Genomic DNA, 14158 nt, shown 5'->3' with positions numbered 1-14158 from the left:
TCAGGCCCAGCCGTCGAAGAATGTTTCGCCGGCCCTGGCCCGCACCGTCCTGGCGGCGTCCGCGCCGATCCGGGCGGCGTCCTGTGCCGGACCGTCCAGCCTGACCTCATGCGAGGCGGTGCCGTCAGGCGAGATGATCAGTCCGACGAAGGAGAGCGTTTCGCCTGATATCGTCGCGTGGCCGGCGATCGGCGTGCGGCAGGAGCCGTCGAGCGCCGCGAGAAAAGCGCGCTCGCAGGCCAGCGCCTGTCCGGTCGGTACATCATGGATGGCCATCAGCATCTTTTCCACGTCACGGTCGTCGATGCGACTTTCGATGCAGATCGCGCCTTGCCCTGGCGCCGGCGGGAAGATGTCCAGCGGCATCAAATCGGTGACGACGTGTTCGAGCCCGAGCCGTTTCAGCCCGGCATAGGCCAGAATGGTGCCGTCGGCGACGCCCTCGTCCAGCTTGCGAAGCCGCGTCTGCACATTGCCGCGGAACATCACCACGTCGAGATCCGGGCGCATGCGCCGGATCAGCGCCTGGCGCCGGAGCGAGGACGAGCCGACCTTCGCGCCTTGCGGCAGATCGGCAATCCTCCTCGCCGCCTTGCCAATGAAAGCGTCGCGCGCGTCCTCGCGCGGCAGGAAAGCGGACAGCTCCAGCCCGTCCGGCAACAGCGTCGGCATGTCCTTCGACGAATGCACGGCGATGTCGATGCGGCGTGCCAAAAGCGCTTCCTCGATCTCCTTGGTGAACAACCCCTTGCCGCCGGCTTCCGACAGCGGCCGGTCCTGGATGCGGTCGCCGCTGGTCGAGATGACGACCACCTCGAACGCTGCCTCCGGCAGGCCGTGCGCCGCCATCAGCCGCGCCCGCGTTTCATGCGCCTGGGCCAGCGCCAGCGGGCTGCCGCGTGTTCCGATTTTCAAGGTTGTTTGCATGGCGCGCGGTCCGTGATAACCCCCGGGCAAGCGAGGTCTTGCCGGGTTTTCTCCTAACGGGGAACGCCTGGCGATACAATCTTCGAGGACCGTGACGAATTGATCCGCGTTCTAGGCATTGAGACGAGTTGCGACGAGACCGCCGCCAGCGTGGTGGCGCTCGACGGCACGTCCGCGCCCGAAATCCTGTCCAACATCGTGCTCAGCCAGATCGAGGAGCATGCCGCCTTCGGCGGCGTCGTGCCGGAGATCGCCGCGCGTGCCCATGTCGAGGCGCTGGACGGCATCATCGAGGCCGCCCTTGCCGATTCGGGCATGGCGCTCGGCGATATCGATGCGATCGCTGCCACCGCCGGCCCCGGCCTCGTCGGCGGGCTGATCGTCGGTTTGATGACCGCCAAGGCGATTGCCGCCGCCGCGAACAAGCCGCTGATTGCCATCAACCATCTCGAGGGCCATGCTCTGACGGCACGGCTGACCGACGGGCTCGACTTCCCTTATCTGCTGCTGCTGGTTTCCGGCGGTCATACCCAGATCGTCGCCGTGCGCCGCGTCGGTGACTACCAGCGCTGGGCGACGACGATCGACGATGCGCTGGGCGAAGCCTTCGACAAGACGGCAAAGATGCTCGGCCTGCCCTATCCCGGCGGCCCCAATGTCGAGAAGGCGGCGGCGTCAGGCAATGCCGCACGCTTTGCCTTTCCGCGTCCGATGAAAGGCTCGGCGCAGCCTGACTTTTCCTTCTCCGGCCTCAAGACCGCCGTGCGCCAGGCGGCGACGGCCATCGCCCCGTTGAGCGATGAGGATGTCGCCGACATCTGCGCCTCCTTCCAGGCGGCAGTGGCGGACGCACTGGGCGATCGTGTCGGGCGGGCGCTGAACCGGTTCCGCCAGGAATTCCCGGGCAAGGCGGACCCGGCGCTGGTCGTTGCCGGCGGCGTTGCCGCCAACGTCACGATCAAGGCGACGCTGGAGAAACTGTGCGCAGAGGCCGGCTTTCGATTTGTCGCGCCGCCGCTGAAGCTCTGCACGGACAATGCGGCAATGATCGCCTGGGCCGGCCTCGAACGGCTGCGCGCCGGTATGGCTGAGGAAAACGCCGCCGATTTCGTGCCGCGCTCGCGCTGGCCGCTGGACAGCATCTCGGCGCCGATGGTCGGCTCGGGCCGGCGCGGGGCAAAGGCATGATCGAGGGGGGCATGATCGGCGGCGAGGATATGGCGCCAAGCGGCTGGCGCGTTGCCGTGCTCGGCGGCGGTGCCTGGGGTACCGCGCTGGCGCTGGCAATGCTGCGCGCCGGCCATTTCGTCCGCCTCTATGCGCGCGACCCCGAGACCGTCGCCGCGATCGACCGCGGCGAAAATCCGCGCTATCTGCCGGGTATTGCGATCGAGCCCGGCATCGTGGCGACCAGTGACATCAGGGCCGCGCTCGACGGCACCGACTGCGTGCTGGCCGTGACCCCGGCGCAGGCTCTGCGCACCATGCTGGCCGCCGCAAAGAACCATGTGCCGAAGGACGTGCCGCTGGTTCTCTGCGCCAAGGGCATCGAACGCGACACCGGTGCGCTGCTGTCCGCGATCGTCGAGAACATCCTTCCCAAGAATCCGGTTGCCGCTCTGTCCGGCCCGAGTTTTGCCACTGACGTCGCGCGTGGACTGCCGACGGCTGTGGTGGTCGCGGCCCGCGACGCTGATCTGGCCGCCGACCTTGCCGCCCGCTTTTCGGCCGAGAACCTGCGCTGCTACTCGAGCGACGACCTCGTCGGCGTCGAGATCGGCGGCGCGCTGAAGAATGTCTTTGCCATTGCCGCCGGCGCGGTCACCGGTGCCAGCCTCGGCGCCAGCGCCCAAGCTGCCATGGTGACGCGCGGCTTCGTCGAACTGCGCCGCATCGGTGCGGCCTTCGGCGCCAAGCCGGAGACGCTGATGGGGCTTTCGGGCCTCGGCGACCTCTTGCTGACCTGCTCATCGGCGCAGTCGCGCAACTTCGCCTATGGGCTGGCGCTGGGTCAAGGCAAGCCGCTTGCCGGTTTGCCACTGGCCGAAGGCGTGCCGACAGCGGCAATAGCCGCCCGCATCGCCGCGGAGCGCGGCATCGATGCGCCGATCATCACCGCCATCGCTGCCATACTGGACGGCACGGTTACAGTCCGACAGGCTGTGTCGGCGCTGATGACGCGGCCGCTGAAGACCGAAACCGACATGTAAGTCTCGAACAAACCGGAGCTGAAAAAGATGCTGTTTGCGTTGATTTGCAAGGACAAGCCGGGCAGCCTGCAGGTGCGCCTCGATACGCGGCCCGAGCATATCGCCTTCCTGGAAGGGCTGAACGGCGACAAGAAGCTCGCCTTCGCCGGTCCGTTCCTCGATGCCGACGGCAAGCCGGACGGCAGCCTCGTCGTGGTCGAAGCCCCGGACCTGGCCGGCGCCGAGAGGCTGTCGGCGGCGGACCCCTATGCCAAGGCCGGCCTGTTCGAGAGCGTCGAAATCCGCCAGTGGAACTGGACCTTCAACAAGCCGGCGGCTAGTTGATTGCAGGCCGAACGGAGGAGCAAAATCATGAACTACTGGCTGTTCAAATCCGAACCCTCGGTGTTCTCCTTCGAGGCGCTGAAGGCCAAGGGCAAGGCCGGCACGCAGTGGGACGGCGTGCGCAACTACGCGGCGCGCAACAACATGAAGGCGATGCAGATCGGCGATCTCGGCTTCTTCTACCATTCCAATGAGGGGCTGAACGTGGTCGGCATCGCCGAGGTCTGCGCCCTGGCACATCCGGACAGCACCACCGACGATCCGCGTTGGGAATGCGTCGACATCCGCGCCGTCAAGGACGTGCCGAACCCGCCGACGCTGGAAGAGGTCAAGGCCAATCCCAAGCTCGCCGAAATGGCGCTGGTCCGGCTCGGGCGGCTTTCCGTGCAGCCGGTGACGCCGGCCGAATGGAAGGAAGTCTGTCGCATGGGCGGGCTGACGCCCGCTCCGTGACGATACTCACGCCGAACAGCGCCAGAAGATTCATCCTCGACAATACGGCGCTGATGGCGCCACCGCACGTGCCCGAGATTCTCCTTCACCTAGCCGACGAGGCGCATGATCTGTGGCTGCGCACTGAGGATGAACTGGCGGCGATCGGCCTGCCGCCGCCCTTCTGGGCCTTCGCCTGGGCCGGTGGCCAAGGTCTCGCCCGCTACGTGCTTGACCATCCGGCCACGGTACGCGGCAAGCGCGTGCTCGACTTCGCCTCCGGCTCGGGCCTTGTCGCCATCGCGGCTGCGAAGGCCGGCGCGGCCGCGGTGATCGCCGCCGACGTCGACCCGTTCTGCGCGACGGCGATTGCCCTCAATACAGAAGCCAATCAGGTCGAGGTGGAATTCTTCGGTACAGACTGCATCGGCACTGATGAAGGCTGGGATGTGGTTCTTGCCGGCGACGTCTTCTACGACAAGCCCTTCGCCGACAAGATGATGCCATGGTTCGCGGCGCTGAAGGCGCGCGACGCGGAAATCCTGATCGGCGATCCCGGCCGCTCCTATCTGCCCAGGACGGGCCTGGAGCCGCTTGGCGTCTACGAAGTGCCGGTGACACGCGCGCTGGAGGATGCCGAGGTCAAGCGCACGACCGTCTGGCGCCTTGCTTGACGCCGCCGCCGAACAGGCGTTCCATCGCGCATCTAAGAATATGCATGTCGTTGTCCCGAAGCAGCTGCGCACTTTGGGCGACTTGCATACGGAGGGGGGGACCATGGATTTTTCGGCAGTGAACTGGCTGGCGGTGATCGTCGCCGCCGTGGTGGCGTGGCTGTTCGGCGCCGCGTGGTACATGGGCTTGAGCAAGCCGTGGCTGAAGGCCGCCAAGCTCGACCCGGCGACGATGAAACGCTCGCTGCTGCCCTTCATCATCTCCTTCATCGCCGAACTGATCATGGCTCTGGTTATGGCCCTTGTCATCGGCGCGATGACCGGCGGCGAACCGACCCTGGTCGCCGGACTGGTCTTCGGCTTCGTGCTGTGGCTGGGCTTCGTCGCAACGACGCTGTCGGTCAACCACCGCTATGAAGGATTTGGCTGGGACCTGACCCTCATCGACACCGGTCACTGGCTCGGCGTGCTGCTTCTCATCGGCGCGGTGATCGGCTGGTTCGGTGCGCCGGTCGTTGCCGGCTGAGCGCACCCCCCGACCGCATGGCGGCTGGCGCAATCTAAAGCTCGTCCCAACTCCGGCGTGTCGGGTCCGGCTGCGGCTTGTGGACCTCGTCCAGGATCCAGTCCTTGAAGGCCACGATCCTGGCGTCATTCGCGGATCCGACCGGATAGACCAGGAAGTAGGCGAATTCGGGCGCGACCTTGATGCCCAGTGCGAACGGCCGCACCAGCCGGCCTTCCGACAGATCATTGGCCACCATGGCGAAATCGGCGAGCGCCACCGCATTGCCGTCGAGCGCTGCCTGCACCGCATCCGATGAGCTGCCGAAAACGATGGTCCGGCTGTCGTCGAAATCATCGACGCCCGCCGCCGCCATCCACATGCGCCAGTTCGGCCAGGTGACGCCCTGGCGCGACCATACGATATGGGCGAGCGTGTGCTGGAACAGGTCGCGCGGCTCCTTGAGCGGCGGCCCGGAGCGCAGCAGGGCCGGGCTGCAGACCGGAGTGATGATGTTCTCGAACAGTCGGTCGGCGCATAGTCCCGGATATTTGCCGGTGCCGAAGCGGATGCCGATATCGACGTCGTCGCGGTCGAAGTCGCGCACTTCATAGGAGATGTCGAAGCGCAGCTCGATGCCAGGCCGCTGCCGGCGAAAATCATCGACGCGCCGCATCAGCCATTTCGTCGCGAATTGCGCGTCCAGCGTGATCTTCAGCAGCGCCGTTCCGCGCGCCGTCTTCTGCGCCCGCGAAACCGCCCGGCCCAGCAGGTCGAGCGCGTCGGTCGCGGCGTCGGAAAGCACCGTACCTGCTTCCGTCAGCCGGATGGTGCGGCTGGTGCGGGTGAACAGCACCAGTCCGAGCTGGTCCTCGATCTCCTTGATCTGATGGCTGACCGCGGCCGGTGTCAGCCCGAGCTCATCCGCGGCGCGGGTGAAATTGAGGTGCCTTGCCGCCGCCTCCAGCGTTCTCAAGGCACGGGTTCCCGGCAGCAGGCGGGCCATCAGGGCGAGACCTGATCAGGTGGGATCATGGCGCTTCGATCCTCAAAGAAAACTTGATGATGAGACAAGAACTACTCGTTTCCCCGTTAGATTTCAATCCGACATGATGTGACCATCGAAACACCATCAAACCGGATTTGACATCCGGAGAACGGATCACACCATGTTACACATCGCCTTGAGGGCCCCCCGGCCGAGCTGGATCAGCGTTGCGCTTGACTGGCTTCGCCACGCCAGGGTCGCCATACGCCTCGCCCACCAGGATATCGCCCACCAGGATGTCGAGGACCTCTCCGATCGCCAACTGCGCGACATCGGCGCCGAACGGAAGGATGTCGCCCGCGCAATGGACCGGGAGCTTGGCCGGTTGGGCCTGCTCGACACAGGCTGGCAGCCGCCACGCCGTCCGAACCATTGATACGCTCGAAGGGCTGTTGAGATTCAGGTCAGGCCGAGTCGAAAACGAATGGCTTCCGAGAACCGGAGCGGAGCGTACTTAAGTACATGAGCACCGGAAGCGCAGGAAGCCATCGTTTGCAGGCCGGCATTACCTGAATATCAATGGCCCTTAACGAACCACCCTCACCACCGTCCTATCCGACAGCAGCGGCAACAGCCGCGCCATGGTTTGGGCCGTCACCGCCACGCAGCCTTGCGTCGGCGTGAAGCCGGGTCGCGCCAGATGGAAGAAGATGGCGCTGCCGCGCCCGCGCCGCCGCGGCGAAATGTTCCAGTCAAGCACCAGGCAGGCGTCATAGAGCCGATCGGAACGCCGCATCCGCTCATGGCTGGCGCCGTAGGGGATTTTCACCGGGCGATTGTAGTTGCGGTCGTCCGGCACCTCGCACCAGCCGAGATCGGGGCCGATCGGCGTCATTGCCAGCCGCGTCCTGCGGCCATTGGAAAACTGATCCCCACGGAAATAGCCGGACAGGATCCGCATGGGGCCAAGCGGCGTGGTGCCGTCGCCTTCGCGCTTGTTGGCAGAAATGCCGGCGCGCCCCAGGGCGCAGGCAAACACCAGGCGGCCGGCCTGCAAAAACCCCTGGCTAGGGTTGCCTGGCCTGGCGCGCACGCTGAGCACGCGCAACCCTTTTGGCAAAAATGCGCCGGCTGCATTGCATGGACGTTTTTTCTTGTATGATCGTGTCACGGAACAAATCACTGTGATCGGCTGTTCTGTCGATCAGCTTCCGCATAAACGGGGGGCGGTCAACTGAATTTTCTTTTCAAAACAACGGATTGATCCATGACCTCACGCACCATTCTGATCGTTGACGACGATGACGACCTGCGCGGCACTCTCGTCGAGCAACTGGCCCTCTACGAGGAATTCGACGTCCAGCAGGAAGCAACGGCCGCAAAAGGCGTCGCTGCGGCCCGCGGCGGCCTTGTCGACCTGCTCATCATGGATGTCGGCCTGCCCGACATGGACGGCCGCGAGGCCGTGAAAATCCTGCGCAAGGGCGGCTACAAGGCGCCCATCATCATGCTGACCGGGCACGATACCGATTCCGACACGATTCTCGGTCTCGAGGCTGGCGCCAACGACTATGTGACCAAGCCGTTCCGCTTCGCGGTGCTGCTTGCCCGCGTCCGCGCCCAGTTGCGCCAGCACGAGCAGAGCGAGGACGCTACCTTCTCGGTCGGTCCCTACACTTTCAAGCCGAGCCAGAAGCTCCTGATCGACCAGCGCGGCGCCAAGGTGCGGCTGACCGAAAAGGAGGCCTCGATCATCAAATATCTTTACCGCGCCGACCAGAAGGTGGTGACGCGCGACGTGCTGCTGGAAGAGGTCTGGGGTTACAATTCCGGCGTCACCACGCACACGCTGGAAACCCACGTCTACCGTCTGCGCCAGAAGATCGAGCGCGATCCTTCCAATGCCGAAATTCTTGTGACAGAAAGCGGCGGCTACAAGCTGGTTCCTTAAACTTTTCATGATCCAATGGGCGGTCGGGCGGGACCGCTTTCGGGTGCGATCCTGATGCTGGAGGGTGGTAGGATCGACTCCGAAACGCATCGGCCAAAGATCGGAATCGATTTTTGGAAGGCATGATGCGTAGATTCAAGATGTTAGAGCGTCCTTTGCGCGTCCAATGGGATGCGGCGCTCTAAGGGAGGGATTGGACTGACCGCTCGGGGACATAGCTAGATGGCGCTGGATGACGACATCCGCATCCTGTCCGCCGTGAGGCTCTTCGAGGGCTTCACGCAGGAACAGCTGCGCCTGCTCGCCTTCGGCGCCGAAACCACGCTGCTGCAGGCGAACCACAAGCTCTACCGCGAGGACGACGTGGCCGATTCGGCCTATATCGTGGTCAGCGGCCGCATCGTGCTCTATCGCGAGCAGAATGGCGACCGCATCCCCATCAACACGGTCGGTCCGGGCACCATGTTGAGCGAGCTGGCGCTGATTGCCGACACCAACCGATTGACCAGCGCTTCCGCCGAGATCGATTCGGAAGTGCTGCGCTTGAGCCGCAAGATGTTCCACCGCATCCTGGAAGAATATCCCGAGATCGCGGTGCAACTGCATCAGCGCATCCTGGAGGATTTTCAGGCGTTGATCCGCCGTATCGAAGAGCTGGCGCCGCGATTTACGGAGTAGGTTCGACTACGCGCCGACCACGCCTATTCTAAATCAAATCGCGCAATGACCGGCACATGGTCCGACGGTCGCTCCCAGCCACGTGCCGGGCGCAGGATTTCATAGCCGGCAAAATTTGCCACCAGGTTCGGCGACGACCAGACATGGTCGAGCCGGCGGCCGCGATCCGATGCCTCCCAGTCCTGCGCGCGATAGCTCCACCAGGTGTAGAGCTTTAGTTCCTGCGGCACGTTGAGCCTCATCAGGTCGACCCAGTTGCCGGCACGCCGCATCGCCTCGAAGCTTTCCGTCTCTACCGGCGTGTGGCTGACGACTTTGAGCAACTGCTTGTGCGACCAGACATCGTGCTCGAGTGGCGCGATGTTGAGGTCGCCGACCAGGATCGAGCCGGACACCTCGTCGTGCTCGGCGCGGATGGCGTTCATCTCGGCGACAAAGTCGAGCTTGTGCCTGAACTTGCGGTTGATCTCCGGGTCGGGTTCGTCACCACCGGCAGGCACATAGAAATTGTGCAGCAGGATCGCCTTGCCGCCGGCCCGCACGGTAACCGACAGATGCCGGCTGTCGTCGATCTCGCAGAAGCGCCGTTTCTCGACCACCGCGATCGGCCGCCGCGCCACCGTCGCGACGCCGTGGTAGCCCTTCTGGCCGTGGAAGGCGATGTGCTCGTAGCCAAGCTTGCGGAAGGCCTTCTCGGGAAACAATTCGTCGGGAACTTTCGTCTCCTGCAGGCAGAGCACGTCGGGGGCCTGCTCAATAAGCAGGCGCTCGACGATCGGCATGCGCAAGCGAACGGAGTTGATGTTCCAGGTGGCGACGGAAAAGGGCATGCGAAGGATCCGGGACAGCGCAAGACCCGCCACAGCCGGACCGGCTCTGACGGGAAATGACGCCTTTTTTGAAAGTGTCAGTCCCCGGACCCTGCCAGCCGCCGCCGGCAAAGACAAGCCGGGCCGTGCTTGAAGCCCCGGCTCAGGCTGCGGTCGGGGTTCGCCGAGATTCAGGTCAGGCCGGCATCACCTGAATATGAGCGGACCCTACCGCGTCTTCGTGTTCAGTTCGCGGTTCGCCGTATAGTCGATGGCGAAGGTGTCGGGGGCGAAGCTGACGCCTTCCTTGACGTTGAAGATCATCACCGTCGTGTCCTTGCCCTGCGCGTCGGTGATGGTCCACTGGCGCAGTTCGTAGGACTTCGGATCGAACATCATGGTGATCCTCGCATTGCCGAACACGGATTTGTCGGAGAGCTGGATCGTGGTGAGGTCGTCCTCTTCCTTGACGCTTTTTACGCGGTTGCCGGAGAGGTCGATCCTGTCGTCGAGCAACAGCTTCAGCGGCGTCTTCGACAGCGGATAGAGGTCTGACGTCTTCAGCTTCTTGTTGAGGATGACTACCGATTTGCCGTCGGAAATCACCCGGAAATTCGACGATCCGTCATAGTTGAAGCGGATCTTGCCTGGACGTTCCAGGAAGAACTTGCCGCCGGTCTGCTCGCCCTTCGGCCCGAACTGCACGAATTCGCCAGACATCGATTTGACGGACGAAAAATGGTCGGCGATCTTCTGCGCCGCCGGCGGAACAGCCGCTTGCGCCGACGCCAGCAGCTGGAAACCGGGCACGACGTTTATGGCCGCGGCACCCGCAAGGACCATGCCAAGGCCAAGCACCTGACGGCGGGTTGGGGCAAAATCGCTGTTGGCGAAAATCAAGTTTTTCATGCCGGTCACTTTCGTCTGTTGCGTATGGTGTAGCAGTCCGTGGACCCCCAGTTAGGCTTAAGTTTGGCGGGTCGGACAGCGCTCAGTCGCTTCAACGCGCCAGAAGGTTCAAAGGTTGCTGCCAGGCGCTGCGCAGCGCCTGCCAGCGCATCAGAACTTGTCGTCCTCCGTCGGTACCAGGATCTCGCGCTTGCCGGCGTGGTTGGCCGGACCGACAATGCCTTCCTTCTCCATCTTCTCGATGATCGAGGCGGCGCGGTTGTAGCCGATGCCGAGCCGGCGCTGGATGTAGCTGGTCGAGGCCTTGCCGTCGCGCAGCACCACGGCCACCGCCTGGTCGTAGGGATCGTCGGAATCCTCGAAATTGCCGCCACCGCCGCCGCCGGACCCGCCCTTGCCGGACGGCTCGTCGTCGTCGTCCTCGCCATCGTCCTCGGTGATGGCGTCGAGATATTCAGGCACGCCCTGCAGCTTCAGATGGGCGACGATCTTCTCGACCTCGTCGTCCGAGACGAAGGGCCCGTGCACGCGCTGGATGCGGCCGCCGCCGGCCATGTAGAGCATGTCGCCCATGCCGAGCAGCTGCTCGGCGCCCTGCTCGCCCAGAATGGTGCGGCTGTCGATCTTCGACGTCACCTGGAAGGAGATGCGGGTCGGGAAATTGGCCTTGATCGTGCCGGTGATGACGTCGACGGATGGGCGCTGCGTGGCCATGATGACATGGATGCCGGCGGCACGCGCCATCTGCGCCAGGCGTTGCACGGCACCTTCAATGTCCTTGCCGGCGACCATCATCAGGTCGGCCATCTCGTCGATGATGACGACGATGTAGGGCATCGGCTCGAGATCGAGATTCTCCGTCTCGTAGATCGCCTCGCCGGTCTGGCGGTCGAAGCCGGTCTGCACGGTGCGCGAAATCTTCTCGCCCTTCTTCTCCGCCTGCTGGACGCGCGCGTTGAAGCCGTCGATGTTGCGCACGCCGACCTTCGACATCTTGCGGTAGCGGTCCTCCATCTCGCGCACGGTCCATTTCAGCGCCACCACCGCCTTCTTCGGATCGGTGACGACGGGCGTCAAAAGATGCGGGATGCCGTCATAGACCGAGAGTTCGAGCATCTTGGGGTCGATCATGATCAACCGGCAGTCCTGCGGCGTCAGCCGGTAGAGCAGCGACAGGATCATGGTGTTGATGGCGACCGACTTGCCGGAGCCGGTGGTGCCTGCGACCAGCACGTGCGGCATCTTGGCTATGTCGACGATGACAGCCTCGCCATTGATGGTCTTGCCGAGCGCCAGCGCCAGCTTGGCCTTGGTGGTCTCGAAATCGCGGCTGGCCATGATTTCGCGCAGGTACACCGTCTCGCGCTTGGCGTTGGGCAGTTCGATGCCGATGGCATTGCGGCCGGGCACGACGGCGACGCGGCAGGCGATAGCGCTCATCGAACGGGCGATGTCGTCGGACAGGCCGATGACGCGCGAGGATTTGATGCCGGGCGCGGGTTCAAGCTCGTAGAGCGTGACGACCGGGCCGGGACGGACATGGATGATCTCGCCCTTGACGCCGAAATCCTCCAGCACGCCCTCGAGAAGGCGGGCATTCTGCTCCAGCGCGTCCTTCGACAGGCTGGCGTCGCGCACGACGTTCTTCGGTTCGGACAGGAAATGCAGTGACGGCATTTCGAATGTTTCCGAGCCGATCAGCGAGGTCTGCGCCTCGCGCTGGACGCGGGCGCCGGCCACCGGACGCGGCGCCGGTGCCTCGACACGGGTCGCGGCATCGGAGCGGAAGTTCTGCACCTTGGCGTTCGGCGCGGCGCGGCGCTGGACCGGCTCGTCGGCGGCGAAGTCCATGTCGGCGTCGTCGTCATTGTCGAAGACGTCGTCATCGTCGGGGTCGACGGAAACGCTGCGGTCGTTGACCATGGCTGCGAAGAATTCCGGCTCAACCCGGGCGCGGCCGCCCGGGCTCATCCGCGCCTCGGCATACTCGGCCGATTCGACGCGTTCGGCGGCGCGCCGCCAGGCACTGGCACGCGGCTCCATCTCCGGCTCGAACTCGTCCCGCTCCTGCTGGCGGCGCACGGCGCGGCGATGCATCCACGCGCGGAACGAGAGCCACCAATGAGTAATTGCGCCGAGCGCCAATATGCCTTCGTCGCCCTCATCCTCGTCATTGTCGAAGAGCAGGTCGTCCTCTCGCGGATCGGGCGCGGCAGCCGGCTCGAGCACGGCGAAGCCGTTCTTGCGTGCGATCAGCGCCGAGCTATAGGCGAACAGCCACAGCGCCGGCGCGGCAAGCAGCACGGCGAGCACACTGGCGAAGAGACCGGTCGGATAGCCGCCGATGACCAGGCCGGGGATCTTCAGCACCATGTCGCCGAACACGCCGCCGAGCCCGGTCGGCAGCGGCCAGGTCTTGGGCGGCGTCACGCAGCCGGCGATCGCCGCCGCGAGCAGCGCGAAGCCGAACCAGGTGAGCCCCCGCTTCGGTAGCCTGTCGACGCCGCGCGCGGAAAACAGCAGGTAGCCCCAGATCACCGCCGGCACCAGGGCAGCAACGGCGGCAAGACCGAAGAACTGCATGGCAAGGTCGGAAAAGACCGCGCCCGTATAGCCCATGGCGTTGGTGACGATGTTGGCGGTGGCGTGGGAAAAGCTCGGATCCGCGACGTTCCAGGTGGCGAGGCTGGCGATGCCGAAGGCAACGAACACGAACAGGGCGACGCCGACCAGCCGGCCGACCTGGCGCCGTGCGAATGCCTGGATGCCGTGCCCCGTATCGGTCAGCGCGAGCGGTGCTGAAGCCCCTGAACGCATGCCTCGTTCCCCGTCTGTCATGGACTGGCCGGGCGCAACACGCACTCCGGCAGATTCGGATGCCAGACTATCGGTGGGAAGGTTAAGGCCGCATTAACTATAAGAAGTTGAGGCGACCAATACCCGATACCGTGAGTTGCGGATGCCTGCCGACGCCCGCCTTGCCGAGCCGGACGGGTCGACGCAAAAAAGCCTCGCGAGCCGGAGCCAGCGAGGCCTTTCTTGAGGAGGGCGAAAGTGGGATTTGGCCCTCCGCTGATCCGGGGGTGGGATCGAGGCGCAAGCTAGCCGACAAACGATGCGCCTGTGGAATCACTCTGAATCACATTCACTTGATGCTTGGCGGGCCGGATCCATACCAACAAAAATGCGGACCCGCGAGCCCGCCATCGCTTGCTTGGAAAGATCAGGTTCGCGTGGGCCTGATCCTTGCCATCTCAGTTGGCGCCGCCGAGCGCCTGCAAATTGGCGCAGAATTCGGCATACGGCTTGCTCATCGCCGCATCCTGGCATTCCTTCATCATCGCGTCCTGCTTGTCCTTGGCCATCGAGTCCCAGGCCGCCTTGAACTCGGCCTTGGGCTTCATGGCCTTCATGCCGCTGTCGGTAAAGAACGGCGCCATGTTGTCCGGCGAGTCGAGAGCACCGGCGAACGACACGCCGCTGACCATGGAAAGAGCAAGCGCTCCAAGGCAGATGTTCCTGATATTCATGAGATGGGTTTCCTTCCCTGTTTTTCGCGAACGCCCAAGCGACGATCGCCACCCCAGTTCGGAACCGGCATGCCGGATGTTTCAGGCCGGAAGCCTGAAGACGCGCCCGATCAACTGATAGTGATCGGGCCGCCGGGATGGCCGCACGCATTTCCGGACAAAAAAGAGGCCCGGAACAGGTCCGGGCCTCAATGCGTGAGCCCTTTTCGGGAGCGTCACGA

The 14158-nt window shown here is 64.4% G+C and carries 16 protein-coding genes; 9 read left to right on the top strand and 7 right to left on the bottom strand.

Annotated elements, in window-relative coordinates:
* On the bottom strand, positions 1–927 hold the full coding sequence (gene hemC / locus ACFX5Q_RS13465) for a hydroxymethylbilane synthase (protein ID WP_404278521.1): 927 nt from the start codon (positions 925–927) through the stop codon (positions 1–3).
* A 102-nt stretch (positions 928–1029) separates the two neighbouring features.
* Here hemC and tsaD point away from each other — a divergent pair, with 102 nt between their 5' ends.
* From tsaD to ACFX5Q_RS13435, 6 genes are all read left to right on the top strand, one after another.
* A complete protein-coding gene (gene tsaD / locus ACFX5Q_RS13460; RefSeq protein ID WP_404278770.1) occupies positions 1030–2115 on the top strand; it encodes a tRNA (adenosine(37)-N6)-threonylcarbamoyltransferase complex transferase subunit TsaD in 1086 nt (361 codons plus the stop codon).
* Positions 2112–3137: an NAD(P)H-dependent glycerol-3-phosphate dehydrogenase gene (locus ACFX5Q_RS13455; protein WP_404278519.1), complete on the top strand. Its 1026-nt coding sequence runs from the start codon at positions 2112–2114 to the stop codon at positions 3135–3137. Before tsaD ends, ACFX5Q_RS13455 begins: the two co-directional genes overlap by 4 nt.
* 27 nt (positions 3138–3164) lie before the next feature.
* A complete protein-coding gene (locus ACFX5Q_RS13450) occupies positions 3165–3461 on the top strand; it encodes a YciI-like protein (RefSeq protein ID WP_404278517.1) in 297 nt (98 codons plus the stop codon).
* A gap of 27 nt (positions 3462–3488) precedes the next feature.
* Positions 3489–3914, top strand: coding sequence for an EVE domain-containing protein (locus ACFX5Q_RS13445; RefSeq protein WP_404278515.1), 426 nt, complete (start codon positions 3489–3491; stop codon positions 3912–3914).
* A complete protein-coding gene (locus ACFX5Q_RS13440) occupies positions 3869–4567 on the top strand; it encodes a class I SAM-dependent methyltransferase (protein WP_404278513.1) in 699 nt (232 codons plus the stop codon). Before ACFX5Q_RS13445 ends, ACFX5Q_RS13440 begins: the two co-directional genes overlap by 46 nt.
* A gap of 103 nt (positions 4568–4670) precedes the next feature.
* Positions 4671–5093, top strand: coding sequence for a DUF1761 domain-containing protein (locus tag ACFX5Q_RS13435; RefSeq protein WP_404278511.1), 423 nt, complete (start codon positions 4671–4673; stop codon positions 5091–5093).
* A gap of 34 nt (positions 5094–5127) precedes the next feature.
* Here the strand turns inward: ACFX5Q_RS13435 and gcvA are convergent, their stop codons facing one another.
* A complete protein-coding gene (gcvA, locus tag ACFX5Q_RS13430) occupies positions 5128–6078 on the bottom strand; it encodes a transcriptional regulator GcvA (protein WP_404278508.1) in 951 nt (316 codons plus the stop codon).
* A gap of 163 nt (positions 6079–6241) precedes the next feature.
* Between gcvA and ACFX5Q_RS13425 the strand changes: the two genes are divergently transcribed.
* Complete coding sequence (locus tag ACFX5Q_RS13425; protein ID WP_404278506.1) at positions 6242–6496, top strand: hypothetical protein; 255 nt, start codon at positions 6242–6244, stop codon at positions 6494–6496.
* Between the two features lie 150 nt (positions 6497–6646).
* On the opposite strand, the gene ACFX5Q_RS13420 is transcribed toward ACFX5Q_RS13425, so the two are convergent.
* Positions 6647–7180: a L,D-transpeptidase gene (locus ACFX5Q_RS13420; protein ID WP_404278504.1), complete on the bottom strand. Its 534-nt coding sequence runs from the start codon at positions 7178–7180 to the stop codon at positions 6647–6649.
* Positions 7181–7327: 147 nt separating this feature from the next.
* Between ACFX5Q_RS13420 and ACFX5Q_RS13415 the strand changes: the two genes are divergently transcribed.
* Together ACFX5Q_RS13415 and ACFX5Q_RS13410 are read left to right on the top strand one after the other, a co-directional pair.
* On the top strand, positions 7328–8011 hold the full coding sequence (locus ACFX5Q_RS13415) for a response regulator transcription factor (protein WP_006201134.1): 684 nt from the start codon (positions 7328–7330) through the stop codon (positions 8009–8011).
* Positions 8012–8233: 222 nt separating this feature from the next.
* On the top strand, positions 8234–8689 hold the full coding sequence (locus ACFX5Q_RS13410; protein WP_404278501.1) for a cyclic nucleotide-binding domain-containing protein: 456 nt from the start codon (positions 8234–8236) through the stop codon (positions 8687–8689).
* Positions 8690–8712: 23 nt separating this feature from the next.
* Here the strand turns inward: ACFX5Q_RS13410 and ACFX5Q_RS13405 are convergent, their stop codons facing one another.
* The 4 genes from ACFX5Q_RS13405 to ACFX5Q_RS13390 all read right to left on the bottom strand — a co-directional run bounded on the left by ACFX5Q_RS13405 (position 8713) and on the right by ACFX5Q_RS13390 (position 13937).
* On the bottom strand, positions 8713–9519 hold the full coding sequence (locus tag ACFX5Q_RS13405; RefSeq protein ID WP_404278499.1) for an exodeoxyribonuclease III: 807 nt from the start codon (positions 9517–9519) through the stop codon (positions 8713–8715).
* A gap of 207 nt (positions 9520–9726) precedes the next feature.
* Positions 9727–10407: an outer membrane lipoprotein carrier protein LolA gene (locus tag ACFX5Q_RS13400; RefSeq protein ID WP_192181867.1), complete on the bottom strand. Its 681-nt coding sequence runs from the start codon at positions 10405–10407 to the stop codon at positions 9727–9729.
* 150 nt (positions 10408–10557) lie between these two features.
* A complete protein-coding gene (locus ACFX5Q_RS13395) occupies positions 10558–13224 on the bottom strand; it encodes a DNA translocase FtsK (protein ID WP_404278497.1) in 2667 nt (888 codons plus the stop codon).
* Positions 13225–13661: 437 nt separating this feature from the next.
* The gene (locus ACFX5Q_RS13390) at positions 13662–13937 is read right to left on the bottom strand and encodes a hypothetical protein (RefSeq protein WP_404278495.1); all 276 of its coding nucleotides are present in this window, start codon (positions 13935–13937) and stop codon (positions 13662–13664) included.
* Positions 13938–14158: the final 221 nt, after the last annotated feature.

Origin of the sequence: Mesorhizobium sp. IMUNJ 23033 (genome assembly GCF_044778005.1) — a bacterium.
Lineage (GTDB): Bacteria > Pseudomonadota > Alphaproteobacteria > Rhizobiales > Rhizobiaceae > Mesorhizobium > Mesorhizobium amorphae_A.
This window is presented reverse-complemented; position numbering and strand designations above follow the sequence as displayed.

Bases quoted from the DNA above. Each gene is read 5' to 3' on its own strand.
- ACFX5Q_RS13455 (WP_404278519.1), top strand. From the start codon at position 2,112: ATGATCGAGGGGGGCATGATCGGCGGCGAGGATATGGCGCCAAGCGGC.
- ACFX5Q_RS13395 (WP_404278497.1), bottom strand. From the start codon at position 13,224: ATGCGTTCAGGGGCTTCAGCACCGCTCGCGCTGACCGATACGGGGCAC.
- ACFX5Q_RS13425 (WP_404278506.1), top strand. From the start codon at position 6,242: ATGTTACACATCGCCTTGAGGGCCCCCCGGCCGAGCTGGATCAGCGTT.
- ACFX5Q_RS13410 (WP_404278501.1), top strand. From the start codon at position 8,234: ATGGCGCTGGATGACGACATCCGCATCCTGTCCGCCGTGAGGCTCTTC.
- ACFX5Q_RS13445 (WP_404278515.1), top strand. From the start codon at position 3,489: ATGAACTACTGGCTGTTCAAATCCGAACCCTCGGTGTTCTCCTTCGAG.
- ACFX5Q_RS13405 (WP_404278499.1), bottom strand. From the start codon at position 9,519: ATGCCCTTTTCCGTCGCCACCTGGAACATCAACTCCGTTCGCTTGCGC.
- ACFX5Q_RS13435 (WP_404278511.1), top strand. From the start codon at position 4,671: ATGGATTTTTCGGCAGTGAACTGGCTGGCGGTGATCGTCGCCGCCGTG.
- ACFX5Q_RS13415 (WP_006201134.1), top strand. From the start codon at position 7,328: ATGACCTCACGCACCATTCTGATCGTTGACGACGATGACGACCTGCGC.
- ACFX5Q_RS13390 (WP_404278495.1), bottom strand. From the start codon at position 13,937: ATGAATATCAGGAACATCTGCCTTGGAGCGCTTGCTCTTTCCATGGTC.
- hemC (WP_404278521.1), bottom strand. From the start codon at position 927: ATGCAAACAACCTTGAAAATCGGAACACGCGGCAGCCCGCTGGCGCTG.
- ACFX5Q_RS13400 (WP_192181867.1), bottom strand. From the start codon at position 10,407: ATGAAAAACTTGATTTTCGCCAACAGCGATTTTGCCCCAACCCGCCGT.
- ACFX5Q_RS13440 (WP_404278513.1), top strand. From the start codon at position 3,869: ATGGAAGGAAGTCTGTCGCATGGGCGGGCTGACGCCCGCTCCGTGACG.
- gcvA (WP_404278508.1), bottom strand. From the start codon at position 6,078: ATGGCCCGCCTGCTGCCGGGAACCCGTGCCTTGAGAACGCTGGAGGCG.
- ACFX5Q_RS13450 (WP_404278517.1), top strand. From the start codon at position 3,165: ATGCTGTTTGCGTTGATTTGCAAGGACAAGCCGGGCAGCCTGCAGGTG.